This window comes from Niastella soli, assembly GCF_017742245.1.
Classification (GTDB): Bacteria; Bacteroidota; Bacteroidia; order Chitinophagales; family Chitinophagaceae; genus Niastella; species Niastella soli.
The window spans coordinates 251,377-277,059 of the sequence record NZ_JAGHKO010000005.1; the positions used below are offsets into that span (position 1 = coordinate 251,377).

The window sequence follows — 25,683 nt, forward strand, 5'->3', positions numbered from 1 at the left end:
TTCAACGCTTGATACGTTTGCTATTTAATAGAATAAGATGCCTGGCCATTATACCGGATGGTTGCAGGTCTTCATCGCGCCAGTTTCCTGTTGAAGAGGCGGAAGGTAACAGCACCGAGCAGGTCTCGTTTTTATCTGTTACCGACCAGGTTAACCAGCTGATCTGGTTTTTCTCTGCCCATGCTATCCAGGTCTTCCATTCTGTTTCATTGAGTGGGCCATCTCCGGTATGTTCCATGCCTGCCGATTCTGAAATAAAAATGGGGATGTTTTTTTTCAGCGCATAGTCAGCCCTGTCACGCAGGTTTTGCTTATGGCTGGCCGCATAGTAATGCAGTGTGTACATGATGTTGTTGTATCCTTTTATGGGATCATCAGCAACCACCTGCACATCCTGGTCCCAATGGGGTGAGCCAATGAGGATGACATTGTCTGGATCGATGGCCCTGATGGTTTTGAGTAATTCTAAGGAGTAGGCTTTTACATCGGCCCAGGATTGCTCTGCGGGTTCATTAAAGATCTCGTATATGATATTGGGCTGCTTGCCATACTCTGTTGCTATTTCAATGAAGAACTGTTTTGCTTCTTCCAGCCTGATGTTATGGCTGTGCCAGTCAACGATCACATAAATGCCTTCTTTTATGGCGGCATCTATTACTGCTTTTATCTTTTCCTTTGACCAGGCAGGTTCCTGTATATACCCATGATCGGGTTCAACACCCATGGCTGCGCGGATAATAGTACACCCCCAATCGTTCTTTAACCAGCTTACCACTTCTGCGTTGTAAAACCGGGGCCACCAGTTATGCCAGCCAAGGCTCATTCCGCGTAATACTACCGGTTGCCAGTTTTGATTCACCAGTTTTGTACCCGCTACTTTCAGCGCGCCATTGTCTTTAACTGGTTGTATTTGTGCAAAACCGGCCATGAATATAAAAATAGATAGAATAACTGTATAGATCTTTTTCATACTTATTTGCTTCAGACAATAAGTTGCTTTAATTTATCCGAATTAGAAAAATTGAGCAATAAAAGCCGCGAATTAGTTAAAAAAGTAATAGTCAAAAACTATAGCTATAAGCTTACCCGTTGTTTGGTGGCAGCCGATCTGTAAATAGCTTCCACGATCCGGATGTCGCGCAACCCTTCTTCACCCGGCACCAGCATGGGCTTCCTGTTTAAAATACTCAACGCGTCATCATCCATTTGTTTGGCCTGTTGATAGGGAACTGTATAAGGGTGATTGATGGTCCCCAGCGGGCTGGTCCCGTTCTGGCCATTGTATCCTGAATATGGTTGGATCTTTATTTCTCCTTTTTCGCAGGTGATATTGTTGAAGTTGATGTTCTCGCCGAAACTTGTTTTAATATCGGCCAGTACACCACCGGGAAATTCCAGGGTGGCGATGGTGGTTTCATCCAAACCGTTTTTATAGATCTCTGGTCTGGTGGTGGAGGTTTGTGCCGATACAATGGCAACCGGTTCCATATTGGTACCCAGTCTTGCACCTTGTATGGCGTAAACGCCCATATCATATAGAACGCCGCCGCCCATTTCTTTTTTCTGTTTCCAGTGATCGGTGCGGTTATCGCGGTACCCGGCGGCGCAGTTCACTTTGGTAACTTTGCCCAACCGTTTTTCTTTTATAATACTGCGCCATTCCTGTGTGTTGGGTTCATGATGCAAACGATAGCCAATAGCCAATGATCTTTTATTGGAACGACAGGCATCGATCATTGCTTTACATTCCGCTTCGGTCATTGCCATGGGTTTTTCACACCACACTTCCTTGCCTGCATTGGCCGCCCTGATCACGTACTCTTTGTGCATTGAGGGGGGTAATACTACATATATCACATCGATGTCAGGGTTATTGGCAATGGAATCAAAATTTTGATAATTGTAAATATTCTTATCAGGGATATTGTATTTCTGCTTCCAGGCTTCGGCTTTGGCCGGGGTGCCGGTTACAATACCAGCCAGGTAACAATGTTTTGTTTGCTGTAGGGCAGGGGCAAGCAGGTCGGTGCTGTAGTATCCCAGGCCCACCAGGGCTATGCCAAGTTTGTCTTTATAACGGGACGGGAGGGCAAGGAGTGATTTGGGCGAAAGTAACAGGATGCCGCTGGCGGTAGTAATCGTTTTAATTACACGTCTACGTGAAATAGTGTTCATGTAACAGGAATTTGTAGGTTTATGATAATGGCGTGCCACTGTTAGTAGCGTCGGTACTGAAGTTAAGACATTTTTAAGTTGCCTGTATTAATTAATATACCTTTGTGGGCTTAAACGTATATTATATGTTCGGAGATCTGTTCAGCAAATTGCAGGAAGCACAACAGAAAATGCAGGAAGGCAAGCAAAAGCTTGGCGATGTAATTATTGACGGGGAAGCCGGTAACGGAATGGTAAAGGTTTCGGTAACCGGAAACCGGGAAGTAAAAACCATTTCAATAGATAACCAGTTGATGGCGCCTGACAAAAAGGAAGAGCTGGAAGACCTGCTCATCACCGCCCTGAACCGGGCGCTTAAAAATGCCGAACAGGCCTGGGAAGATGAAATGAAAGGCCTGGCTGGCGGAATGTTAGGTGGGCTGGGACTATAAAAAATTAAAGGGCTGTCTTATCGACGGCCTTTTTTGTCGGTATACAGGTCAGGCAAAACAAGATTAAATTTCACGGCCAGGAACCGGATGGAAAAAACAACCAACATAACAGTAACGTCTAGCCATTCTTTGGGGAAACTGGTTTCAAATAAGATGAAATAGATAATGCCGCCCAGGATACAGGCCGTTGCATAAATTTCCCGTCTAAAGATCAGAGGGATATTGTTAAGCAAAATATCTCTTATAACGCCGCCAAAGCACCCGGTGATAGTACCCAATACTACACAGATGCCAGGGTTTAAGCCAAACCTTATTCCTTTCTGTATGCCCAGCACGGTAAAAAAGCCCAGCCCCAGAGAGTCGAAGATGAACAAGGTCTGCTGAAAATTCTTAATGATATGCCGGAACAGGATAGCACAGGTAGCGCTGGCAAGAATTATAAGCGGGGTTTCAATATCAGCCATCCATTTTACCGGTAGATCACCCAGCAACACATCTCTCAATGTACCGCCCCCGATCGAGGTAATAAATGAAATGATCAGGATGCCAAAAATATCCAATCTCTTTTCCATGGCAGCAAATACACCAGAGATGGCAAAGGTGATGGTCCCCAGTATATCTATCAGCTTAAGCAGGTCTTCTTTCATGTTGAAAAAGTTACGGTAAATATAGTAACATTCAGAAAGCAAAATACCCGTCTCGGCTAAGCCGAGACGGGTATTTTGACTTTATGTATAATGTAAATTAATTGGTTATTACACCGTAGTACCAAACCTGGTTATCAGTAGAGAGCGTTGTAAGGGAAGTTGATTTTTGTCCCAGGTCATATCTGTAAAAAGACAGGTCTTTCCAGATGCTCACAAATTCATCACGCTGTGGTACATAAGATATTTCAGTGTCTAATAAACCTTTGGGATCACTCAGCGTAGTTACTATCGATGAGGCAAAAGTAGCCGGATCTAATTTTACGATATTAGAAGCGGAATAGTTAATGTCGGTTTGGAACGCGTACACATTCGACTTGTTATCACTAAACAGCGCGTAATAACGTGTTAGGGTGTTAGTCGTCAGTTGAACGGTAGAAGTGTCCTGGCTGGTGAGGTTATATTTTGCTATCCCTCTGTAATTATTGGCGGAAATAGCCAGGATCTCGTTGGTAGCCGACAGGTAAGTGAGGTCGTTTACATCTTTCCAGGGATTCAGTATTGTAACTTTACCGGTTGCAGCATCGATCTTCACCAGGTTATATTTGGTGGATGTTAAAGTGCTCACTTTTTTAAGTGAATACAGGTTGTTGTCTTTATCAACTACCAAATCTTTATATGTGATATTCAACTCGGTTGAAAGCGTTACCAATGTTTTTTGTTTGGTAGTGGGGTTTATTTTGATCAATGCAGCGCCGTCGTCATCAAGGCCCGCGATCTCTTTGGTAGTGGGTAAATAAACAATGTCGTTCATTTCCGTATCCTTCAGGTCGTATACAACAGATTCTGCTAAACTGGCAGCATCCAGGCTTACCAATTGGTAGGTGTCCTGGTAGTTGTTATTAGCGTCCTCATATCCTTTAACGGTATAATAAGTTAACGGAGTTGCTGCAGGTGAATCGGAATCAGAATCTTTTTTACAGGCTGCCAATAATGACATGGCAGAAAATAGGATAACAAGGGGTTTTTTAAAATGCATAATGGTCTTTGACGTTTTCATATTCGAAAAATAAATTGTGCCGCACTAACGCCGATGAATATATTTTTATTGCAGTTAGTGATAAGTTGGATATAGCAATTGTTTTTTCTGGCAGTTTTTATAGGGGTTTTCCGCGTGGCTATGTGCGAACATGGAGTAAAGGAGTTTTTATACTTACGTAAAAGTACTGTGGGGTAATACCAGGGGTTCATCAGCCGGGGAATTTTTTTGATCATTGAGAATTCGGCCCTTACTAAGTGAAGTTGACAAATGTCTAATTCGCGGATCAATTCGTCCTGTTTAGCTGAAAGTCATTGGTACAGGGGTAGTGACCGGTGTACTTTTGCCAGGCAATTGAAATGAAACTCTAAAAATTTAGCAATGAAAAAGTTTACAGGCATACTGAGCAATGGGCTGCTAACAGCCATATTCGCTTTGCAAGGGTTAGTGGGTAGTGCACAAAGCAGTACAGGTAGTACACCAGCATCCAATGAAGGGATCCGTCCCTTTAAAATAAATGTTCCCGAGGCCCAGCTTACCGATCTTCGCAAGCGCATCCAGGCAACCCGATGGCCAGAACAGGAAATAGTAAAAGATGCAACACAAGGGGTACAACTGGCAACCATGAAACAGCTGGCGAGCTACTGGGCTACCTATGACTGGCGTAAAACGGAGAAGAAGCTGAACGCCTTGCCACAATTCGTAACAACCATTGATGGTGTAGATATACAGTTCATTCACGTTCGGTCAAAACATAAAAATGCGCTGCCGGTCATTATAACGCATGGCTGGCCCGGTTCTATTATCGAGCAGTTGAAGGTCATAGGCCCCCTTACTGATCCCACAGCATATGGTGGCAAGGCTGAAGACGCTTTTGACGTAGTAATACCTTCATTGCCCGGACATGGGTTTTCAGGCAAACCAGCTGAACTCGGCTGGGACCCGGTGCGCATTGCCAAAGCCTGGATAACTTTGATGAAACGGCTTGGTTATAACAAATATGTGGCCCAGGGCGGCGATTGGGGCGATGCCGTAACAGAACAAATGGCCGTGCTGGCACCACCTGAATTAATTGGCATTCATACCAATATGGCTGCCACGGTACCTGCCGACATTAATAAAGTATTGCAGGCCGGCGGACCAATGCCTGACGGATTATCAGCCGATGAGCAACATGCATTTAAACAACTTGATTTCTTTTATAAGAACGGGCTTAGTTATGCCCTTGAGATGGCACACCGTCCACAAACCCTGTACGGCATTTCTGATTCACCCATTGGCCTGGCAGCCTGGATCCTGGACCACGATGCAGCCAGTCTCGCGCTTATCTCCCGCGTATTCAAGGGCGAGTCGGCCGGTCTTACCAAAGAAGATATTGTGGAGAACATCACCCTGTACTGGTTAACCAACACAGGCATCTCTTCGGCTCGTCTCTATTGGGAAAACAAGCTGCCTTTCTTCGATGTTAAAAACATTAAGATCCCCGTTGCGGTGAGTGCTTTCCCTGATGAACTGTATCAGGTACCTCGGAGCTGGGCAGAAAAAGCATTCCCCAATCTTCTTCATTATAACAAACTCGATGTAGGCGGTCACTTTGCTGCCTGGGAACAACCTAAATTGTTTTCTGAAGAATTGCGGGCATCCTTTGCTTCGCTAAGAAAATAAAGAGATAGCCTAAATATTAAAGGCTAAAGCCCAAAGTCAATACAAAACTGTATTGACTTTGGGCTTTTTGCTTTGTTGCATAGACTTGTAAGGTGCACCATTTGAGCTTGCTCTATTAGTGGGTTCATATGCACCCCGCTTGGCGGGGCTGGCTTAACCCCTCCTTATAATGGGGCTCCAACGCGTCGGAGTGCCCACCCGATGGCGAATCCGCCAAAGGCGGACAAGCTCTTACAGGTCAGTAGTTTTAAAATAATAAAAGATAAATTTGTCTTTTATTAGTTTGTGACTATCTTTGTGGGGTCAAACAATGCCAGAATATGTTCTCCAAGACTTGTGAATATGCAATAAGAGCCGTTATTTTCATTGCGCAGAAAACTGCTGATGGCTCTCGCGTGGGTATCAAGGAGGTAGCGGCTGGCATCGATTCTCCAGAACATTTCATTGCAAAGATCCTGCAGGACCTAAGCCGCAAGGGCATCATACAATCTCAAAAGGGGCCCACCGGCGGTTTTTATCTCGATGCACAGTCCCGCAAATATACGCTTGCCGATGTGGTACATGTTGTCGATGGCGATCAGATCTTTAACGGTTGCGGTCTTGGATTAAAGCAATGCTCTGAAACAAAGCCATGCCCGCTTCACAATGAATTCAAAAAGATCCGTGATGCCATCTCAAAAATGCTACGGTCGACCCATTTGGGAGAATTCAGTGAGCAGCTGGAGCAAAAACTCGTCTTCCTGAAGCGTTGATTTTTTTTGCGCCGATAGAAGATAAAAAGGTATTTAATTATTTTATAAGAGGGTGTCTTTCCACCCTATAACGTCTGTTAAAATTTCTAACACTATAAATAAAGCTGAACTATGATACTTTCAGAAATGCTCGATGTAACCAAAATTGAACCCCGGTTAAAACATCCCACTATCTTCAAATGCTTTGATGCATTGAACGCCGGCGAAACTTTTACCATTTTGAACGACCATGATCCCAAACCTTTGTATTATCAGTTGCTGGGTGAAAGAGGGAACATCTTTACCTGGAATTACCTGGAGGAGGGGCCAGAATGGTGGCGCGTTGCCATTGCCAAACCAGCGGCAGCTGCAAAAGCAGAAACGGTAGGGCAGATTGTTGCAAAGGACATTCGCAAAGCAGAAGTGTTTAAAAAGCTGGGCATCGATTTTTGCTGTGGTGGTAAAAAAACAGTGACCCAGGCATGTGAAGAAGCGGGTATAACACAAGACCAATTAGAAGTGGCAATGAAAAATTTTGATGACCACACGCGTAACAAGGCGGAACATGATTTTAACTCCTGGGAGCTCGATTTTCTGGCCGATTACATTGTGAATATTCACCACAGATATATACGCGAAAACGCTACCCTGATAGAGGAGCTGGCTTTAAAAGTAGCGAACAGACATGGTGATCAGCATCCCGAACTGGTACATCTGGCTGTAGGGGTGCAACAATGCCTGGTTGATCTGTTAGCTCACCTGGAAAAAGAAGAAAAAGCCTTGTTCCCTTACGTAAAGGAACTGGCGGCGAAAAAGAAACAGGGTGCGAAATTCAATTCCGGATTTTCCGTAGTCTCTCCCGTACGGGCAATGGAAACCGAACATGAGCGCACCGGTGAAGAGCTGCATGCTTTTCGTGAGCTTACCAATGATTACACGCTTCCCAAAAATGCCTGCAATTCATATGCCTTTTTATTCAGCAAGCTGCAGGAATTTGAAGCCGATCTGTTAAGGCATATTCATCTGGAAAATAATATCCTGTTCCCAAAAGCGCTTGGATTGGAACAGGAGCTGGCAGCCTAAGTAAAATGATTTATCATGACCATCAACAGTACCACCAAAATAGCAGCGATCATAAAAGCTAATAAAGCAGGCATTGAAGTAATTGCTTCCCTGGCAAAGCCATTGGAAAAACTGCGCAACCCCGTGTTGCGTAGTTTAATGGCAGGTCGGGTCACCATTGCTGAAGCAGCAAAAATAGGTGGCTGCAGGGTGGAAGACTTTAGAAAAGCGTTAGAACCGTTAGGTTTTAACTGGGTCACATCAGAAGAAGGGATAAATGAGTCAGGCGGGGAAACGATTCCTGCCTGGTTCAGTACCCTTAGGCCATCACAGCTGCAAACGATCGATGTACGGCCTACTATCAGTTCTGGTAAAGACCCTTTGAAGGAGATCATGCAACAGTATAAAGCGTTGAAGGAGGGGAATGTGCTGTGTGTGGTGAACTCTTTTATTCCATACCCGCTGATCGATCTGCTGCAATCAAAAGGCGCAGCCTGTTATTCAGAAACGATCACCAATGAAGAACATCGCACCTATTTCCTGAAGGGAAAAGGCGGTACCCATGAAAAAGACACTTCACCAGTAGTGCATTGTACCGGGGCAGATTTTGCCAATGCCTGCAACCAGTTTGGTTCAGCCCGTTTACAATCCATCGATGTGCGACCTTATGAAATGCCCTTGCCAATGCAAATGATCCTGGAGGCATTGGGCAGGTTGCCTGTGGACAATGCGCTGCTGGTATATCACAAAAGGATACCTGTCTATTTATTGGATGAATTGAACGATCAAGCCTATAACATTCTTGTATACACGGCTGCCGATACCGACATCCGGTTGTTGATACATCAAACTTAACCTATATGTCAGATATAAATATTGGCAAAGCGCCCCCGGCAAAAGCGGTAATCCCCTTTTACGCAATAGGGGCGCTTTTTTTCGTTGTCCTCTGCGTATTGCTTTTTTTGTCGGCCAGTGATCTAACGGGGCATTATTTTAGTCCGCATATTTTGGCCGTGGTACACAGCGCGGTGTTGGGGTGGGGGACCATGATCATTTTTGGTGCAGGGTATCAATTAATGCCGGTCATTTGCGAACGCGATCTGTATAGCCCCACACTGGCAGTTATTTCTTTTTATACCCTCACCACAGGTGCTGGTTTATTGGTGACCAGTTTCTGGTTCTTTTGGGTGGGATGGCCCATGATCACAGGTGGCGCATTGGTGGTAACAGCTGCCTTGCTGTATGCCGTGAATGTGTACCATACATCCGGGCAGTGCAACCGGCATGCTGCTAATTTTATCATCAGCTCGGCCGCCTGGTTGTTGTTTACGGTGGTGCTTGGGTTGCTGCTCGCCATCAATTTGCGTTTTCCGTTTATACCCATGAGCCATATCGATGTATTAAAACTGCATGCGCATGCAGGCCTGGTAGGCTGGTTTCTGCAACTGATCACCGGCGTAAGTGCCAAGCTGGTACCTATGTTCTTATTGGGTAAATCAGAAAAGGATAAGCTGTTAAAATATGCGTTTTATTGTCAGAACGGCGGACTGGTGCTTTTTTTGGGTGATGCATATTTTAATGGCCTCTCAAACAGGGGACTGTTCTATGAATTGATAATAGGGGTGGGTACCATCGCCTGGGTGTTATACCTGGCAGATGTATACCGCAACCGGGTACGCAAAAAAACAGACTGGCAAATGAAACATACGGGTTTGTCATTTATTTGCTTACTGAGTGCCTTTTTGGTGTTGCCATTGTTGTATGGCAGCAACGATAAACGCTGGGCATTGGTGTTAGGGACCTTATTGTTTATGGGTTGGATAACAGGTATCATTCTCGGAAAAACATTTAAAACACTTCCCTTTATTGTATGGAACAATAAGTTCAGGCTGCTGAATGGAAAGGTAAAAGTGCCCATGCCTAAGCATTTATATAAAGAAAAGCTGGTGCAATACCAGTTCTGGTGTTTTCTGTTTGCCCTTTTGTTGCTGGTGGCCGGTATTTCATTCGCCTGTGTGTTGCTCATCAGGGTGGCGCTGATGGCCTGGATAATAACCGCCTTACTGTATGTTTACAATGTAGGGGTGGTCTTGTTTTATAAAATTGAAACAAATGGAGGACGTAATAAATAATGTAGATAATAAACAAAAGCTAAAGGCGCTTGCGGTGTTGTACAATGTAATGGACCCTGAGCTTTTTGTAAATATTATGGACCTGGGGCTGGTATATGACCTTATCTTTACGCCGCAATCAATTCTGGTTACAATGACCCTTTCTACCTCGCATTGCCCCATGGGTGAGGCCATTGTGGAAGGAGTTAAAAATGTACTGGCGGAGCAATTTACAGATCATGTCATTGAGGTAGAACTGGTTTGGGAGCCAAAATGGAGTTTCGACATGATCTCGGCCGAAGGGCGCCGGCAGTTAGGGATCGTATGAATCAAAGAGAAAAGAATATCAAATTATTTATTGAGTACAATGGAAACACACAAACCATTGAAACGTTTGCAGGTGAATACCGGAATCTGATGGTGCTGATAAAAGATCAATTATGGGTAGAGGGAATAGGAGAGTGTGGCGGCATGGCCCGCTGCGGCACCTGTCTGGTTGAATTATTGAATGCTGATGAAAACCTGGCAGTCATCGATTCTAAAGAAGCCGCCGTGATCAGGCGGTCAGTAAATACCCCGGCAACCCTGCGACTGGCCTGCCAGATCCTGGTTGATGAAACTGTAAACGGTCTGCAGGTAAAAGTATTGGAGCCATAAATGGTAACTGACAGGAATATTATTTTTGACCGATTGGTATAAAATGATATTTTTGTTGGGTAAATAATTAGTATGTCGGGCCGGAACCGTTTATTTGATGAAGAAAAAGCACTGGCACAGGCGGCGGAAGTCTTTTGGATAAAAGGCTATGAAGCAGCCTCCACCGAAGACCTGTTAACTGCCATGGATCTGAACAAAGGCAGTTTGTACAATGCATTCGGCAACAAACGGGAGTTGTTTATAAAAGTGTTTGACTGGTTTGCCCAGCGGTTTATTCGCAATATGAAGGAAGTGTTTGCAAAACATTCCAATACGGTAGATGCCATCAGAGAGATCTTTCTCCATGTAGCCTATCCTGACAAGCCCATCGATCATACAAAAGGTTGTTTTTATGTAAATATATTAGGGGAAACCACCGGTATGGACCCTGACCTGGAAAAAGTTGCCCGGGAAAAGCTGCTGGATATGGAAAAGCTATTCCATAAAGAATTAACAAAAGCCCAGAAAGCAGGACAACTGACCAGTACCATTCAGCCTTCCTTATTAGCCAAACACCTGTTGAACTTGTGGAACGGGATCAATATTTCAAGAAGATTATACAATGAAAAAGAACTGGAAAAACTGGTGGAGTTAAATCTCCAACTTTGTTTTGACAGGTAATATTTTTATTGCTTTGCCCGCCAAAGCTTTAGTGTATACGGGCCCACTTTTTGACCGATTGGTACAAAATTAATACAAATAAAACTTTGCAATATGAGTACAACAATTAAACCCCCGTTCACCAGGGAAACAGCATTGGCAAAAGTGAAGCTGGCAGAAGATGCCTGGAATACAAGGGACCCTGAAAAAGTATCCATGGCGTACAGCGTTAATTCAGAATGGCGGAACCGTACCGAATTTTTTACCGGCCGCGAAGCCATCAAAGAATTCCTGACCCGTAAATGGCAAAAAGAGCTCGACTACAAATTGATGAAGGAACTGTGGTGTTACACCGACAACCGTATTTCCGTGCGTTTTGAATATGAATGGCGCGATGCCGGTGGGCAATGGTACCGTACCCATGGCAATGAACATTGGGAATTTGACGAAGAAGGGTTGATGCGTCGTCGGGATATGAGCGCCAATGACTATCCTATCGAGGAAAAGGACAGAAGGTATAAATAAGGGTCAGATACAGCAAAACAACACAATGTCTGTCTGGGCAAGTCGAACGATCAGCCAATGCTGGTATTACAGCATTTGCAAAAGCTTAGGTTGGAAGTTTATATTCCCGAAGCGTATGTTGATCAGGTTGATCTGAACAGACCCGTTAGTTTTGTTTTTAATTCCATGCCCGAGTAAACACATGAAGCCAAGATCAGTCGCTCAGCCAATGCCTTGACCAGTTTGCGATCAGATGCCATTGAAATTGATCTTCAAAACAACAGACAGTTGTTTAAACCTGGTATGTTGCAGAGGTAAAAGTGCCCTTGTTGTCGCCCGCAAAATCTTTGCTGATCCCCAATAATGCGATCGTACGCTCAACTGTACGCCAATACATAATTACTGTTAAGGAGGGGAAGGCGCATTTGGTTGATATAAAAGAAGGATTGAAAACAAAAGATTCAACGGAAGTGTTTGGTGCGCTTACCGGTGGCAATGAGGTCCTTTTACATGCTACAGATGAAATAAAAGAAGGCACCGTTATAAAGTAAGGACCCTGTCACACAGTGTGTAATTGTTTCTACGGTTCATAAAAAAAATTGAGCCCTGACTATACCGTCAGGGCTCATATATTAAAAACCACTGGATAAACATTGAATTACTTCAAGCCCCAGAGCTCTATTTCAGCCTTGGAATTACTTCCATTCGTGACCGTGTGATAAACAAATGTTACATTCTTGATCTCAGCGCTGCCGTTCTTCAATTCAATTGTTTTGCTTTCAGCACCAGGTTTGTATTGCGTATTAAGTGCAACATCCTCAGTTCCACCACCTTCATAGGATACCTGCATGCTTTCCATATGAACAGGTGCGTCTTTAACCTTCACTTGAAGCGCTTTATACCTGTCCTTACCAATAATAACAAACTTGTCCTTATCTGTTTTAAAATCAACTTTGGCGTCGCCGATCTTATGCCAGCCAGCCTTGTTGCTTGTAATAACTTCAGGTTTCTGTGCATGTACTAAGGTGAAAGTAAATAACGAAGCCACTAATAATAAAACAATTCTTTTCATGGTGATTCTTTTTAGTGAATAAGGATAGTAAAGCAAAATCCATTCCCTGCCACAAAAAAAAGGATCACCACATCGGCGATCCTTTTAGGTTGGATAAGGAATATAGCGATAACTCACAAAACACTAAAAGATTTGTTGACCGGGTTATATTAATTTGTCACGAAGTCATTTTAAGTTTTGTTAAAAAAAGGATCGCGGTTAAGCGACCCTTTTTTGGTTTGCCTGAACCCCGCTGGGAGATAACACACATAAAAACGAACAAAGAACAGGAAACCTATTAGGATAAGAAATGCCTTCTTACGGGGAAGGCTATGGCTAATGGTTAGTTTGTTTAGCTAAGTTAATAAGCCCTGTTATTTAGAAGAAATCCGGTTTGTCACGAATTCTCCGGTTATGCATTTAGTAATGAAGTAACTCTTCCCGATGCATCGGGAGGGCGCAGCATGCAGCACATAAACACTGATGATAGGGGTGGGTTGATTGTTAATATTACGTTTGACGTTTCACGATTGCGGATTGCCGATTGTCGGCTTTGACATTCCTGAGCGTAGCGAAGGAATTATTGCATCGAACGCAGTGAGATGCCCTGGTTCTAATTCACGTTTTACATTGCCGTATACGAAAATTCAAACCTTCCAGGTAAAAATTGAACCCCTTTTCAACAGCTTACAAATAGGTTTGGTGCTTTCTATTAAATCTAAACGGCAAGCTTGCATATGATCTTCGAACAAAAGCACTGCAACCAATCACCCTGCAATGCCGTCATATACATATTCAAACCTTTCACAAAACTTCGGTTATTAAAACCGGTCTGATAGTGATTATGAAAAAAAACAAGATCGTAGCAGTAGTCATGCTGGCAATAGGATGTTTGCCTGCCGCTTTGCTGCATGCGCAAACCAGCAAAGAGAAAGAGCCCTTTTCCTGGAGTAATCTGCCTGCTGTAACGCAACCCGTTTTTAAACCAGATACCTTTAACATTGTACAGTTTGGTTCGGTAGCAGATGGCCTTGCTCTGAATACAACTCCCATTAATAAAGCCATTGCTACCTGCAGCGAAAAAGGGGGTGGGGTTGTGTTGATACCCGGCGGAATTTGGTTAACCGGGCCGGTTGAAATGAAAAGCAATGTAAACCTGCATCTGGACCGGGATGCTATTTTGTTGTTTTCAAAAGACTTTGATCAATACCAGTTGGTGGAAGGTACCTACGAAGGAAGACGTTCGGCTCGTAATCAGTCGCCTATTCAGGGTACTAACCTGGAAAATATTGCCATAACCGGCCGTGGGGTAATTGATGGAAATGGCGATGTGTGGCGTATGGTAGGCCGCGACAGGCTTACGGAATCGCAATGGAAAGCCAAAGTGGCCTCAGGTGGTTTGGTAAGCAGCGATAACCGCATCTGGTTCCCTTCGGTCAAAACAAAACTGGCGTTTGATCAAAAACGGGGAACAGCATGGTTACCCGGACAAACCCTGAAAGACTTTGAGGACATCAAAGACTTTTTACGACCCAACCTGGTTGTTTTTAATAATTGCAAAAAGGTATTGCTGGAAGGGGTGACCTTTCAAAATTCACCCGCCTGGTGTTTGCATCCCGTTTTATGTGAAGACCTCACCGTGCGGAATCTTTTTGTAAAGAATCCTGATTATGCCCAGAATGGTGATGGGTTGGATGTAGAGAGTTGTAAAAATGTCTTGATAGAAGGCAGTACGTTCGATGTAGGTGATGATGGCATTTGCATTAAATCAGGCAAAGATGAGGAAGGAAGAAAAAGAGGCAAACCCACCGAGAATGTGATTATTCGCAATAATGTTGTATACAAGGCGCATGGTGGTTTTGTTATTGGTTCCGAAATGAGTGGCGGCGCCCGCAATATTTTTGTGTATGATTGTTCTTTCATGGGTACCGATATTGGCCTGCGTTTTAAAACAGTTCGCGGCCGGGGTGGGGTAGTAGAGAATATCTATGTGAAAAATATCCGCATGAAGGATATTGTACAGGATGCCATTCTGTTCGATATGTACTACTTCGCCAAACCCCCTGCTGCTGGTGAAAAAGTAGAAGTGCCGCCCGTAACAGAAGCTACGCCACGGTTCCGCAATTTTCAAATTACCGATATTGTATGCAACGGCGCCAACAGGGGCATTTTTATCAGGGGATTGCCTGAAATGAAAGTAAAGGACATCGATCTGAATAATATAGTGCTGAAAACAAACAAAGGAGCTGAGATCATCGAAGCGAATGACATCCGGATGAAGGACCTTACTTTATTAAGCAGCAATTCCAATCCGGTGGTGTATGTGGAGTCTGGCTCCAATATTACCATGACTGGTTTTAAATATTCACCCGATGCCGGTGTGGTATTCAGCATCAATGGCAACAAGAACGAGAACATAAGAGTATCCAACGCCAATCTGAACAATCGCAACAAGGTAGCGTTCAGCAATGGCGCCAGCAGGTCGGCATTTATAACAGAATAATTTTACCCAGACACATACCGCAGGGGGGGGCGGCAACGGGTCCCCTTTTTTTATAATCATAAAAAAAAACTGAATTCCTCTGTAGCTTTGCATGAATGAACAATAAACCCACCAACCGGTTTTACCTGATTCTCATTCTCGGCCTGTTAACGGCAATTGGACCATTTTCAATCGATATGTACCTGCCGGCTTTTCCGGATATTGCCAGGGGCTTGCATGCCAACATGTCGCAGGTGATGCTGTCCTTATCCAGTTTTTTCATTGGCATTTCTGCTGGTCAATTTATCTATGGCCCATTATTGGAGCGCTTTGGCCGGAAAAAACCTTTGTATGTGGGGCTTACCATTTATTTACTGGCTTCCCTGGGTTGCGCGATGGCTGCTTCGGTACAGGCGTTGATTGTTATGCGGTTATTACAGGCCCTCGGTGGTTGTGTGGGAATGGTTGCGGCACGTGCCATGGTACGTGACCTGTTTGAAGTAAAAGAAAATGCAAAAGTGTTTTCCACCCTGATGCTTGTAGTGGCGGTGTCGCCTATTGTAGCGCCTACGGCAGGTGGTTATGTTACTGCATTGCTGGGCTGGCGCTGGGTGTTTGTGTTGCTGATGATCGTTAATGCATTCATTCTTGCCGGTATTTACTTTTTATTGCCTGAAAGCAAAAAGCCCGACCCAAGCTTCTCCCTGAAGCCCAAACCCATTCTCAATAGTTTTGTCAGCATTATAAAACATCCGCAGTTTTACACGTACGCATTAACCGCGGCCATTTCAGCGGCCGGGATGTATGCGTATATTGGTGGATCACCTTCTGTATTTATGGGTATTTTTCATGTAAGTGAAAGACAATACGGATGGATCTTTGCGTTGATTGCCATGGGGTTGATCGGTTCCAGCCAGATCAACAGCGTGTTGTTGCGAACATATACCAGCGAACAGATCATAAAAGTAGCGCTGGCCTGCCAGGCATTTGTGGGACTGGTGTTGGTGACGCTAACCCTTTCCGGCTTTAGCGATCTGTTTCTCACTATCTTTCTTATCTTTCTTTTTTTATGTTGCCAGGGCTTTACATTTCCCAATGCCTCGGCGCTTTCCCTGGCGCCATTTGGCCATAATGCCGGCAGCGCATCCGCCTTATTAGGTGGTATCCAAATGAGCATCGGAGCGGGTACCTCGGCCCTGGTAAGTGTATTCCAGAACAATACAGCCCTGCCTATGACGGGGGTAATGGCTTGCTGTGCTACGGGCGCCTTGACTGTTTTGCTGGTGGGCAGGAAGATTATTTGCCTGAAGGCCCGTGAAAATGCGGTGGAACAGGAAGATGTGGAGATGATCAGTACGCTGTAACGGGTAATGTAGTATGTTTGCGGCTATGAAATATTCTCAATGGATTGGCATTGGAGCTGCTATTCTTCTTGTTATTGCTGGTTTTTTACCCTGGACCTTCCATCCCGATCTGAATAAGAACTTTACCGGTTTCTTTACCGAAAATAATATTTATGGTAAACCGGGGTATGTGTTTATTGTAATGTCAATTATAGCCAGCGTATTATTTGCCATCCAGCGAGTAGGGGCCAAACGCTGGAATATGTTTGTCTGCGCTATTATTTTGTCCTACGCCATAAAAAGCTTCATCATGTACTCAGGTTGTTACCGCGGTATTTGTCCTGATAAATTAGCCGGTTTATGGCTCATGCTGGCATCAGCCGCGCTTATGATGGCAATGGCTTTATTCCCCGATATGAAGATCCAGGAGGGACCGAAGAAATAATAGAGAAATTATTTAACCAATTTTACCAGACGGGTACCATTATAAATGTCTTTCATTAAAAGTGATACATCTACAGTGGGTATTTGAACTGTTTCCTGTAGCGTTTTGTATTCTTGCTTTACCCACTGATTATGTGCGTCAATGCGAAATACATCTACACCAATTATTTCGGTTTCGATAAGTATGTACTCTTTTAGTGTGGGTATGTCCTTGTAACGACTAAATTTCTTGCCCCGGTCATAATTCCTTGTGCTTTCTGACAGTATCTCTATGATAACAGAAGGTTGAATGACAGTATCTTCATCTACTTCTGTAATAGTTGGGTCGCCACAATAAACTGAAATGTCTGGGTAGGTAAACAGTGTATTCTCTGGAATATGCATTCGCATATCACTTCCAAATGGGTGGCAGGGACTATTTTTCAACTGTATGCACATTTCTCCAAATACGTTTGAAAAAATGAAGTTATGCCTGGGAGAGGCGCCAGCCATGTCAAATATCTCACCCTGAAAGTATTCATGCTTCAAGGGCGAAGCGCGCTCCATTTCAAGATATTCCTCAACGGTATAGTGTTTATTGTTATACGACAATGCTGATTCGTTTACTTCCCAAACATAACCTTCATGGTACTGATACTCCACACCAGGTTCGCGTTCCATTTGACGGAATTCTTCAAGGGTATAGCGTTTTTTGCTGTTGTCCTTTGCTGGTATTTTAGTCTCCATACCATGAATATACGAATTCTTTATTATTCGAATATCTTCGCTACGCCAAAAGCTGCTCCTGCTGCAACAGCACCGATGAACATTACACGTAAAGCGCCCGCCCACGGATGAATGCCCGTCATGCGGCTTTTAAAATAACCGAATATAAATAAGCAGATCAATGTAACCACTACGGATATCTTCAACGCTTCTACAGGTGTATCAGTAAAGAAGTAGGGACTCAGTGGTACTAATCCGCCCACCACATATGATAGACCGATATTTAGCGCAGATTTGGTGGCGCGTTTTGGGTCGGGTTTATCAAGCCCCAGTTCGTACTTCATCATAAAGTCGACCCATTTTTGTTTGTCTTTGGCTATTTCTTCAACAGCCATTTGTTGAATGTCTTCGCTTAGTCCCAGGTTCTCAAAAAATTCTCTTACTTCTTCTTTTTCTTTTTCAGGCACCTGCTCCACTTCGCGGTACTCGCGTTTTAGTTCGCTGTTATAATGGTCTATTTCGGTTTTACCCGCCAGGTAACCGCCCAGTCCCATAGCAATGGAGCCCGCGGCAATTTCAGCAATACCGGCAATGACGATGATCCCGGTTGAACTAACAGCGCCGCTTAAACCGGCTGCCAGTGCAAAAGGTACGGTGAGCCCATCGCTCATTCCAATTACAATGTCAGTAAGCCAGGCTGCGCTTTCTAAATGTTCTTCCTGATGCTCCATTATAGTGCTTTAGATCGTAAGTTATTAAGTTATTGAGTTATTAGCTCACGAACCCAATAACTTAATAACAGGGTGTTTATAAACTCTCCAGGCTCTTTTTTATAATTTGGACACACTCCATGATCTGATCGCGGTTAATAATTAACGGCGGGGCGAAACGGATCTTATCACCATGTGTAGGTTTGGCCAGCAGTCCATTGTCTTTTAATGTTAAACATAAATTCCAGGCGGCATTTTTATCAGCATGGTCAATTACAATAGCGTTTAACAATCCTTTTCCACGTACCGCGGCAATATTCGGGGAAGCAAGGGCCAGTAATTCTTTTCTTAATAGTTCACCCATGGCCATTGCGTTGGCAGCCATGTTTTCTTCTTTTAACACCCGCAGCGATTCAATGGCCACCCGGCAGGCCAGCGGATTACCACCATACGTTGAACCATGTTCGCCGGGGCGAATGGTTAACATAATAGGATCATTGGCCAGTACCGCCGAAACTGGTAGCGTACCACCACTCAGGGCTTTGCCCAGAATTAAGATATCGGGTTGAATATTTTCATGGTCACTGGCAAGCATAAGACCGGTACGGCACAACCCGGTTTGTATTTCGTCGGCAATGAACAATACATTGGCTGTTTCGCAATATTGTTTTGCCCGTGCCAGGTAACCTTCAGCAGGTACTACAACACCCGCCTCTCCCTGAATAGGTTCAACGAGGAAGCCCGCTACATTCGGGTCCTGTAATGCTTTTTCCAAAGCCGGCAGATCATTGTATGGAATAACCGTAAAGCCGGGCATGTAAGGGCCAAACTGGTTACGTGAAGAAGGATCGGTACTGAATGAGATCACCGTGCTGGTACGGCCATGGAAGTTTTCACTACAAACGATGATGGTCGCTTTGTTCTCAGGTATGCCTTTTACGGCATAGCCCCAGCGCCGGCACAGTTTAATGGCCGTTTCAACTGCTTCAACCCCTGTGTTCATGGGGAGTACTTTATCGTAGCCAAAATAGCTGGTAATATATTGGGAATACTCACCCAGTGCGTTGTTATAAAAAGCTCTGGAAGTAAGCGTCAGTTGTTGCGCCTGCAACATAAAGGCCGCAATGATCTTTGGGTGGCAATGACCCTGATTAACGGCCGAATAGCCACTCAGGAAATCATAATAGCGCTTGCCATCCACATCCCAAACATGCACCCCTTCACCCTTTTCCAATACTACGGGCAGGGGATGGTAATTGTGCGCGCCAAATTGCTCTTCCAGATCAAGAAAATGCTTTGTTTTTGCTGATAAAGTAGTAACCATAAACGGGTGAAATAGAAATTATTAATACTCAATGAATAGTAAAACAGAGTTAGTAAAGGGTAAACCAAAAAATGATAGTACAATGGCTGTACACCTGGTCCCGCCTTGGCCGGACCAGCAAAAAATTATCCTCGATGATTTAGAAAATCGAGGTTGTAATGAAGAAAGTGTGGTATGTAGAGCTTGTAATTGATAACAAAAGCTATTTCGGCAAATATAATCAATTTAGGCGATGAGTTAAAATTTGTATAAAAACAAACGCCCCTGGGGTGCGGTACGATCAATAGAAAATAATTAGGTAAGTATCTCGTTGTTTAATCGCTCTGTCTTGTTGCGCAAGAGTTGTGCTTGTGATAAAGGAAATCACTAATACAGGAAAGGGCTGGGCATATTGTTGGGAGCCCATTTTTTTTATATTTAATCTCTTATGATCGTGCTAAAGAAATTACTATTGTTTTCGGCTGCTGCTTTTTTTTACCTGCAACCCTATGCGCAAAATACTGGAAAGCTTACCTGGGGCGATATTGAGAAAAGGTCCAGGTACATGCCCAGTCTGGCCACTGTTATGAATGGATCAGGTACCGATGTTATTTCTTTGGGCTTTATTTTCCAAAACAGAGGCATGACCCCGGTCTTGTCGCGCTTTGATGAAAAGTTGAACCAGCTTTATGAAAAGGAACTGTTTGCAAGCGATAAGAACATAAATTTTAATACTATATTCAACCTGAACGGTAACATTGTTATGTTTACCAAACAGTATGATAAGGATGAGAAATTTACCACATTACAGGCTACACAAATTGATCAAACAACCCTGGGGGTAACCAACACAAAAGAGGTAGGTAAGTTTGATGCCATCAGCAAGAGGAACCAGGCTGGTATCACCGTTAAACCATCTCCTGATAAAAATTACGTGATGGTGATGGCAAATGCACCCTATAATAAAAATGAAAATGAAAAATACTTCATCAGCGTATGGGATAATAAAATGAACAAGGCCTGGGAGAAAATGATCACTTTGCCTTATGCTGATAAATTTGTGGTGGTGGATGAGTTCAGGGTGTCGAATGAAGGCGAGGTCTACGTGATGTGTAAGCACTATGATAAAGAAGTAAATAGAGAACGGATAAGAGAAAATGGAGAAAGCATTCCTTCTTATAAGTATAAATTTTTCATTTACGGGAAAGACGACGCCAGACCACGCGAGCATACGCTTGATTTTCAGAATAAATTTGTTCATGATGTCTCCCTCGAGTTCAATACAGATGGAAATATTACCATGCTGGGCTTGTACAAGAACAAGTACAATAGTTATATAAGTGGCAGCTTTATGGCCATATTCGATAAGAATACCAAGCTGATAACTATGAAAAGAATGCAGGAATTTTCGTTTGATGGGATCCTTGCCATGGTGAAGAAAGACGGAAATGCAAGTCTTAAAACCGATGATCCGGGTCTATATACAAGATTTAGGATCATGGGCACCAACAAACGCAACGATGGCAGTGTTGATCTGTTAACGGAGCTTAATTATGAATACATTGTCCGTACCTATAACAGCAGTACACATAGCTACTCGGAATATCCTGTATATGTAGCGGAAGATATTGTAGTGATCAATTATAAGAAAGATGGCAACGTTGTTTATACCCGGGTGCCCAAAGCTCAAAAGCAAGCTTATATGGACCATAATATTTCCTTTAAATGGATGAACCAGGGCAACAACCTTGTTTTATTCTATAATGACAGCAAAAAGAATCTTAATCGTGATCTGGAGAAAGGAGTAAGGTCCTGGGGTAATGAAAGCAACACTGAGTTTGTTATGGCTGTGGTGAATGACAAAGGGGAACTGCAAAGACAAAGCCTTTTCAGTAATAAAGGAATGGGGGTGATTGCCAAAATACCTTCTTGTGAAAGCGTTAGCCCTAATACGTTGGTGATCTATGCAGAAAAGATGCATCGCCTTGCAAGAACAAGATGCCAGCTTGGTTGTCTGCGATTTGATTAGTGGGCTTGGGGATGTTGAATAGAAAAGGTACTTTACTCAATAGTGAATGATAGATAATTGGCAGGCCATTGTATGGCGGGTAGCTGGTTTTTGAGAAAGATGCCAAAAAAACAAGATCCGCTACCCGTCATAGAGGCGTACAAAGCCCCACTTTTATACAATTCGTCTTTGATGGCTTGCAGGGCAGGGTGGTGTTTACAAACCGGCGCTTCAAAATCATTTGTCAGGATATTGCGCCAGCTGGTAACCGGTTGTTGAATGATGTCTGGTAAAGGTTGTGGTGAAGGGGCAGGAGTGAGCTGTGAAAAAGCCCAGCCTGTATTGATATGAACGCCCGGATGTACTACCAGAAAAGAATAAGCCGACAGATCGAGTTGTATGGCTTGCAGCAATTCACCGCGGCCCGTGGCAAAACAGGCTTTGTTGATGATAAAGAACGGGCAATCACTACCCAATTGCAGGGCATAGTCCAGCAGCTTTTCGCGCGACAGGCCCAGTTGAAATTTATCGTTAAGCAATTGCAGGGTAAATGCGCCGTCAGCGGAACCACCACCCAATCCGGCACCCATAGGAATGGCTTTGTGCAGGTAAAGATCTATTTGACCTAATTGAGGAAAATCTTTCTTGAGTAAGTTATAAGCCTTTATACAGAGATTGTCTTCGGGATTTCCGTGAACAGTGAGACCGCTTGCATGAAGGGAAACCCCATTGCCCATTTCCCATTGTCTATTGCCAGTCTCTGCCGTTTGTCCCGACTTGTCGGGATCTGCCTTCACCACTTCCAGTCCATCCCGTAAAGGCAATGGGTAAAAAATGGTTTCCAGGTCATGGTAACCATCTTCACGTTTGCGGGTAACATGAAGTCCGAGATTTATTTTACAATTGGGAAAAGAAACCACGGGAGAATTTTGTGATTTTTGAGATTGCGGGATTGGGTGATTTGGTTAAGGCAAGAGAGCACTAAATATCCAAACCCAAAAGATCGGTATGCTAGCCCGCGATGTAGCGATTTCGTGATTTTTGTGTCTGTAGATTTCCAGATCACAAAATCGCAAACTCAGTAATTGGTATGCTAGCCTCGTCTTTTGCGGCTGTTGATCTCGTCACGAATAGCTATGGCCCGAATGTAATCTTCCTGTTCCAGCACCTCATTCAGGAGGGTGTTCAACTCCTCCAGGGTCAGCGCTTTTAAGTCGTCGGTACCGGCAGAAGATTCAGCGGCTACGGCTTCACGCGGCTGCTTTTTCTTGCCAGATGGGTCTTCCATCAAAATACCGGCACTTTCGAGAATATTATCGTAGGTATAAATAGGACATCCGAAGCGCACAGCCAGGGCCAGCGCATCGGATGTTCTTGAATCAATTTCAACAGTATCATGCTCACTCACACAAACCAGCTTAGAATAAAAAATGCCTTCCTGGAGATCACAGATCACGATCTCCTGTAGATCAATGTTAAAGGCATTCATGAAATTTTTCATCAGGTCGTGCGTGAGCGGTCGACTTGGATGCATTTTTTCCAAAGCCACAGCTATCGCTTGCGCTTCAAAACCACCAATGACGATGGGCAGGCGACGCAACCCGTTTACTTCTCCTAGCACCACAGCATAAGAATGAGTTTGTGTTATGCTGTGTGATAAGGCAACTATTTCCAACTCTATTTTCTTCATAACGAAAGCACGAAACTAAGGGTTTTTATTCAAAAAATGAGCCCAAATCATTTAGCCTCATTTCATTGAATATACCGGGTTAATTTATGCCATTCCTTTCAGCTTTTTTACCGCTTCCGTTATTTTGGGTATTACGTCAAAAGCATCACCCACAATACCATAATCGGCCGCTTTAAAGAAGGGGGCTTCGGGATCCTTATTTATAACCACAATCACCTTACTTCGGTTCACTCCGGCCAGGTGTTGTATGGCGCCCGAAATGCCGACTGCAATATATAAATTAGGCGCAATAGTAAGACCAGTTTGTCCAACATGTTCATGATGGGGGCGCCAATGTTCGTCAGCCACAGGGCGGCTGCAGGCAGTAGCTGCACCCAGAACATGGGCCAGGTTTTCGATCAAACCCCAGTTGTCAGGGCCTTTTAAGCCACGGCCACCGCTTACTACTACTTCGGCTTCGCTTAATGGTATTTCGCCACTGGCCTTGTTTACAGCTTTTATTTTCACCTTTGGTGCATCAACCGTTGCATTAAAAGGCGACACTTCGGCAGTTCCACTGCCTTCAACCACCTGATAAGAATTGGGGTTGAGGGAAATGATCTTTATATCGGAATTGATGGTCAGGTTCTCAAAAGCTTTACCTGAAAAAACGTTTTTCTTAACCGTAAAACCATTGGCAGTTTCAGGCAAACTTACTGCACCAGGCACCAGTCCGGCCTTAAGACGGGCACTCAAACGGGGCGCGATAGCCTTACCATCAACGTTGTTGGAAAATATTATAACTTTTGAACCGGCGGCTTGAGCTACCTGGGCAATTACATTGGTAAATACCTGTGCATCGAAGTGATTAAGGGTATCATTGGCCACATGGTGTATCTTTTTTACCCCATATTTTCCAAGGGCTGCCAATTGATCGGCAGGGACCGCACCCAGCACCACCCCTTCGGCAGTAGTGCCTAATTGTTCAGCTACTTTAGCGCCATAGCTTAATACCTCATAAGAGGCTTTTTTTACATGGCCATCGGCCTGATCGATAAATATTAAAACTGACATGTAGTTTGAATTGATAAGTTAACAAGTTGATAAGTTGACAAGGCAAAACAATCGAAACCTATCAACTAAATAATTTTCGCTTCCTCGTGAAGTAATCGTACCAGTTCGGCCGCATTATCAGCAGGGATCAGTTTAACGCCTGCTTTGGCCGGTGGTAATTCAAAGCTGGCAACGGTAGTAAGCGTATCGGCTGCAGCTGGTTCCAGCACTTTTAATGGTTTGGTGCGGGCACCCATAATGCCTTTCATGTTGGGGATACGCTGTTCGGCCATACCTTTCTGGCAGCTAACTACAACGGGTAAATTCACTTCACACACTTCTTCGCCACCCTCAATTTCGCGCGTAACGGTAGCGGTAGTGCCATTCAATTCAAATTTTATTGCCAGCGATACATAAGGCATATCGAGCAGTTCGGCCACCATGCCACCAATGGAAGAACCATTGTAATCGATGGTTTCCTTACCGGTAAAAATGAGGTCATAATTACCCTGTTTTGCTACTTCGGCAATTTGGGAAGCAATATAAAAACTGTCACTGCTGGTGGTGTTTACCCGAATGGCCTCATCGCCACCAAGGGCCAAAGCCTTACGGATAACAGGCTCGGCATCGGCGCCGCCAACATTTATCAGGTGTAATACAGTTGCAGGATCTTTTTCTTTCAGTTCAATAGCGCGAACCAGTGCATACCATTCGTCGTACGGATTGAGGATCCATTGTACGTTGTCCTGCGCAAATTTCGTATTGTTATCAGTGAAAGCTATTTTTGCCGTGGTATCCGGCGTTTTGCTAATGCAAACTAATATCTTCATTGGCAATAAATTTATTGATTTATTGGTTGTTTATGCAACCATCGTATATACAAATATAAGTGCCATAAAGATACATTTTGATATTTTACGGAATTTTTAATTGAGGACAATGGACCGTATTACCAAACTAAAGGAATTTTTACAGGCCAACCCTGCCGACAGTTTTCTTAAACACGCGCTGGCACTGGAATACATCAAGATTGAGGACGATAAAACGGCCCGGGAAATTTTTGAGGAAATACTTACGCAAGACCCCGGTTATATCGGTTCTTATTACCATTTGGCTAAATTATTAGAGCGTACCGGCGACACCAACGCGGCCATACAATGGTATGAAAAGGGGATGGAAGCCGCCAAAAAAGCGGGCGATAACCATGCCTTTGGTGAGCTGAGAAGTGCCTACGAAGAGCTAACATTTTAAATTACT

General features: G+C 44.0%; 28 protein-coding genes. 16 read left to right on the top strand and 12 right to left on the bottom strand.

Annotated elements, in window-relative coordinates; translation table 11 throughout:
* Nucleotide 1 precedes the first annotated feature (1 nt).
* Nucleotides 2-970, bottom strand: a complete 969-nt coding sequence (locus tag J7I42_RS21535) for a glycoside hydrolase family 5 protein (RefSeq protein ID WP_209140938.1) — start codon at nucleotides 968-970, stop codon at nucleotides 2-4.
* A 104-nt stretch (nucleotides 971-1,074) separates the two neighbouring features.
* Entirely contained in the window at nucleotides 1,075-2,175 is a 1,101-nt protein-coding gene (locus tag J7I42_RS21540) for a Gfo/Idh/MocA family protein (RefSeq protein ID WP_209140939.1), read from the bottom strand.
* A 125-nt stretch (nucleotides 2,176-2,300) separates the two neighbouring features.
* Between J7I42_RS21540 and J7I42_RS21545 the strand changes: the two genes are divergently transcribed.
* Entirely contained in the window at nucleotides 2,301-2,606 is a 306-nt protein-coding gene (locus tag J7I42_RS21545; protein WP_209140940.1) for a YbaB/EbfC family nucleoid-associated protein, read from the top strand.
* A gap of 17 nt (nucleotides 2,607-2,623) precedes the next feature.
* Here J7I42_RS21545 and J7I42_RS21550 read toward each other — a convergent pair whose 3' ends face one another.
* Both J7I42_RS21550 and J7I42_RS21555 read right to left on the bottom strand, forming a co-directional pair.
* On the bottom strand, nucleotides 2,624-3,253 hold the full coding sequence (locus J7I42_RS21550; protein ID WP_209140941.1) for a trimeric intracellular cation channel family protein: 630 nt from the start codon (nucleotides 3,251-3,253) through the stop codon (nucleotides 2,624-2,626).
* A gap of 97 nt (nucleotides 3,254-3,350) precedes the next feature.
* Nucleotides 3,351-4,310, bottom strand: a complete 960-nt coding sequence (locus J7I42_RS21555; RefSeq protein ID WP_209140942.1) for an NHL repeat-containing protein — start codon at nucleotides 4,308-4,310, stop codon at nucleotides 3,351-3,353.
* A gap of 360 nt (nucleotides 4,311-4,670) precedes the next feature.
* Between J7I42_RS21555 and J7I42_RS21560 the strand changes: the two genes are divergently transcribed.
* The 10 genes from J7I42_RS21560 to J7I42_RS21605 all read left to right on the top strand — a co-directional run bounded on the left by J7I42_RS21560 (nucleotide 4,671) and on the right by J7I42_RS21605 (nucleotide 12,209).
* On the top strand, nucleotides 4,671-5,954 hold the full coding sequence (locus tag J7I42_RS21560) for an epoxide hydrolase family protein (RefSeq protein WP_209140943.1): 1,284 nt from the start codon (nucleotides 4,671-4,673) through the stop codon (nucleotides 5,952-5,954).
* A gap of 320 nt (nucleotides 5,955-6,274) precedes the next feature.
* The gene (locus J7I42_RS21565) at nucleotides 6,275-6,706 is read left to right on the top strand and encodes an RrF2 family transcriptional regulator (RefSeq protein WP_209140944.1); all 432 of its coding nucleotides are present in this window, start codon (nucleotides 6,275-6,277) and stop codon (nucleotides 6,704-6,706) included.
* A gap of 111 nt (nucleotides 6,707-6,817) precedes the next feature.
* Nucleotides 6,818-7,768, top strand: a complete 951-nt coding sequence (gene ric, locus J7I42_RS21570; RefSeq protein WP_209140945.1) for an iron-sulfur cluster repair di-iron protein — start codon at nucleotides 6,818-6,820, stop codon at nucleotides 7,766-7,768.
* Nucleotides 7,769-7,783: 15 nt separating this feature from the next.
* On the top strand, nucleotides 7,784-8,602 hold the full coding sequence (locus tag J7I42_RS21575; protein WP_209140946.1) for a DUF2249 domain-containing protein: 819 nt from the start codon (nucleotides 7,784-7,786) through the stop codon (nucleotides 8,600-8,602).
* A gap of 5 nt (nucleotides 8,603-8,607) precedes the next feature.
* Nucleotides 8,608-9,879 carry a hypothetical protein gene (locus J7I42_RS21580; RefSeq protein WP_209140947.1) on the top strand — a complete coding sequence of 424 codons (1,272 nt, stop codon included), beginning with the start codon at nucleotides 8,608-8,610 and terminating at the stop codon, nucleotides 9,877-9,879.
* A complete protein-coding gene (locus J7I42_RS21585; RefSeq protein WP_209140948.1) occupies nucleotides 9,860-10,186 on the top strand; it encodes a metal-sulfur cluster assembly factor in 327 nt (108 codons plus the stop codon). The genes J7I42_RS21580 and J7I42_RS21585 overlap by 20 nt, the downstream gene beginning before the upstream one ends.
* Nucleotides 10,183-10,515, top strand: coding sequence for a 2Fe-2S iron-sulfur cluster-binding family protein (locus J7I42_RS21590; protein WP_209140949.1), 333 nt, complete (start codon nucleotides 10,183-10,185; stop codon nucleotides 10,513-10,515). The genes J7I42_RS21585 and J7I42_RS21590 overlap by 4 nt, the downstream gene beginning before the upstream one ends.
* A 72-nt stretch (nucleotides 10,516-10,587) precedes the next feature.
* On the top strand, nucleotides 10,588-11,175 hold the full coding sequence (locus J7I42_RS21595; protein WP_209140950.1) for a TetR/AcrR family transcriptional regulator: 588 nt from the start codon (nucleotides 10,588-10,590) through the stop codon (nucleotides 11,173-11,175).
* 93 nt (nucleotides 11,176-11,268) lie between these two features.
* Entirely contained in the window at nucleotides 11,269-11,679 is a 411-nt protein-coding gene (locus tag J7I42_RS21600) for a nuclear transport factor 2 family protein (protein ID WP_209140951.1), read from the top strand.
* A 308-nt stretch (nucleotides 11,680-11,987) separates the two neighbouring features.
* Complete coding sequence (locus J7I42_RS21605) at nucleotides 11,988-12,209, top strand: efflux RND transporter periplasmic adaptor subunit (protein ID WP_209140952.1); 222 nt, start codon at nucleotides 11,988-11,990, stop codon at nucleotides 12,207-12,209.
* Between the two features lie 107 nt (nucleotides 12,210-12,316).
* Here the strand turns inward: J7I42_RS21605 and J7I42_RS21610 are convergent, their stop codons facing one another.
* A complete protein-coding gene (locus J7I42_RS21610; RefSeq protein WP_209140953.1) occupies nucleotides 12,317-12,730 on the bottom strand; it encodes a hypothetical protein in 414 nt (137 codons plus the stop codon).
* Between the two features lie 823 nt (nucleotides 12,731-13,553).
* Here J7I42_RS21610 and J7I42_RS21615 point away from each other — a divergent pair.
* The 3 genes from J7I42_RS21615 to J7I42_RS21625 all read left to right on the top strand — a co-directional run bounded on the left by J7I42_RS21615 (nucleotide 13,554) and on the right by J7I42_RS21625 (nucleotide 16,979).
* Entirely contained in the window at nucleotides 13,554-15,212 is a 1,659-nt protein-coding gene (locus J7I42_RS21615; RefSeq protein ID WP_209140954.1) for a glycoside hydrolase family 28 protein, read from the top strand.
* 95 nt (nucleotides 15,213-15,307) lie between these two features.
* Nucleotides 15,308-16,555: a multidrug effflux MFS transporter gene (locus J7I42_RS21620; protein WP_209140955.1), complete on the top strand. Its 1,248-nt coding sequence runs from the start codon at nucleotides 15,308-15,310 to the stop codon at nucleotides 16,553-16,555.
* Nucleotides 16,556-16,580: 25 nt separating this feature from the next.
* Nucleotides 16,581-16,979, top strand: a complete 399-nt coding sequence (locus tag J7I42_RS21625; RefSeq protein ID WP_209140956.1) for a hypothetical protein — start codon at nucleotides 16,581-16,583, stop codon at nucleotides 16,977-16,979.
* Between the two features lie 8 nt (nucleotides 16,980-16,987).
* Here the strand turns inward: J7I42_RS21625 and J7I42_RS21630 are convergent, their stop codons facing one another.
* From J7I42_RS21630 to rocD, 3 genes are all read right to left on the bottom strand, one after another.
* Complete coding sequence (locus tag J7I42_RS21630) at nucleotides 16,988-17,704, bottom strand: Uma2 family endonuclease (protein ID WP_209140957.1); 717 nt, start codon at nucleotides 17,702-17,704, stop codon at nucleotides 16,988-16,990.
* Between the two features lie 23 nt (nucleotides 17,705-17,727).
* A complete protein-coding gene (locus tag J7I42_RS21635) occupies nucleotides 17,728-18,414 on the bottom strand; it encodes a VIT1/CCC1 transporter family protein (RefSeq protein WP_209140958.1) in 687 nt (228 codons plus the stop codon).
* Between the two features lie 76 nt (nucleotides 18,415-18,490).
* On the bottom strand, nucleotides 18,491-19,717 hold the full coding sequence (rocD, locus tag J7I42_RS21640; RefSeq protein ID WP_209140959.1) for an ornithine--oxo-acid transaminase: 1,227 nt from the start codon (nucleotides 19,715-19,717) through the stop codon (nucleotides 18,491-18,493).
* Nucleotides 19,718-20,144: 427 nt separating this feature from the next.
* Here rocD and J7I42_RS21645 point away from each other — a divergent pair, with 427 nt between their 5' ends.
* Complete coding sequence (locus tag J7I42_RS21645) at nucleotides 20,145-21,725, top strand: hypothetical protein (RefSeq protein ID WP_209140960.1); 1,581 nt, start codon at nucleotides 20,145-20,147, stop codon at nucleotides 21,723-21,725.
* A gap of 32 nt (nucleotides 21,726-21,757) precedes the next feature.
* Here the strand turns inward: J7I42_RS21645 and ispE are convergent, their stop codons facing one another.
* The 4 genes from ispE to J7I42_RS21665 form a co-directional block, all read right to left on the bottom strand.
* Nucleotides 21,758-22,624, bottom strand: a complete 867-nt coding sequence (ispE, locus tag J7I42_RS21650) for a 4-(cytidine 5'-diphospho)-2-C-methyl-D-erythritol kinase (protein WP_209140961.1) — start codon at nucleotides 22,622-22,624, stop codon at nucleotides 21,758-21,760.
* Between the two features lie 173 nt (nucleotides 22,625-22,797).
* Nucleotides 22,798-23,328 (bottom strand): bifunctional nuclease family protein, encoded by a 531-nt coding sequence (locus tag J7I42_RS21655; RefSeq protein ID WP_209140962.1) that lies wholly within the window; start codon nucleotides 23,326-23,328, stop codon nucleotides 22,798-22,800.
* 150 nt (nucleotides 23,329-23,478) lie between these two features.
* Nucleotides 23,479-24,447 carry an electron transfer flavoprotein subunit alpha/FixB family protein gene (locus tag J7I42_RS21660; RefSeq protein ID WP_209140963.1) on the bottom strand — a complete coding sequence of 323 codons (969 nt, stop codon included), beginning with the start codon at nucleotides 24,445-24,447 and terminating at the stop codon, nucleotides 23,479-23,481.
* 65 nt (nucleotides 24,448-24,512) lie between these two features.
* Nucleotides 24,513-25,256 carry an electron transfer flavoprotein subunit beta/FixA family protein gene (locus J7I42_RS21665; protein WP_209140964.1) on the bottom strand — a complete coding sequence of 248 codons (744 nt, stop codon included), beginning with the start codon at nucleotides 25,254-25,256 and terminating at the stop codon, nucleotides 24,513-24,515.
* 109 nt (nucleotides 25,257-25,365) lie between these two features.
* Between J7I42_RS21665 and J7I42_RS21670 the strand changes: the two genes are divergently transcribed.
* Nucleotides 25,366-25,677: a tetratricopeptide repeat protein gene (locus J7I42_RS21670; RefSeq protein WP_209140965.1), complete on the top strand. Its 312-nt coding sequence runs from the start codon at nucleotides 25,366-25,368 to the stop codon at nucleotides 25,675-25,677.
* Nucleotides 25,678-25,683: the final 6 nt, after the last annotated feature.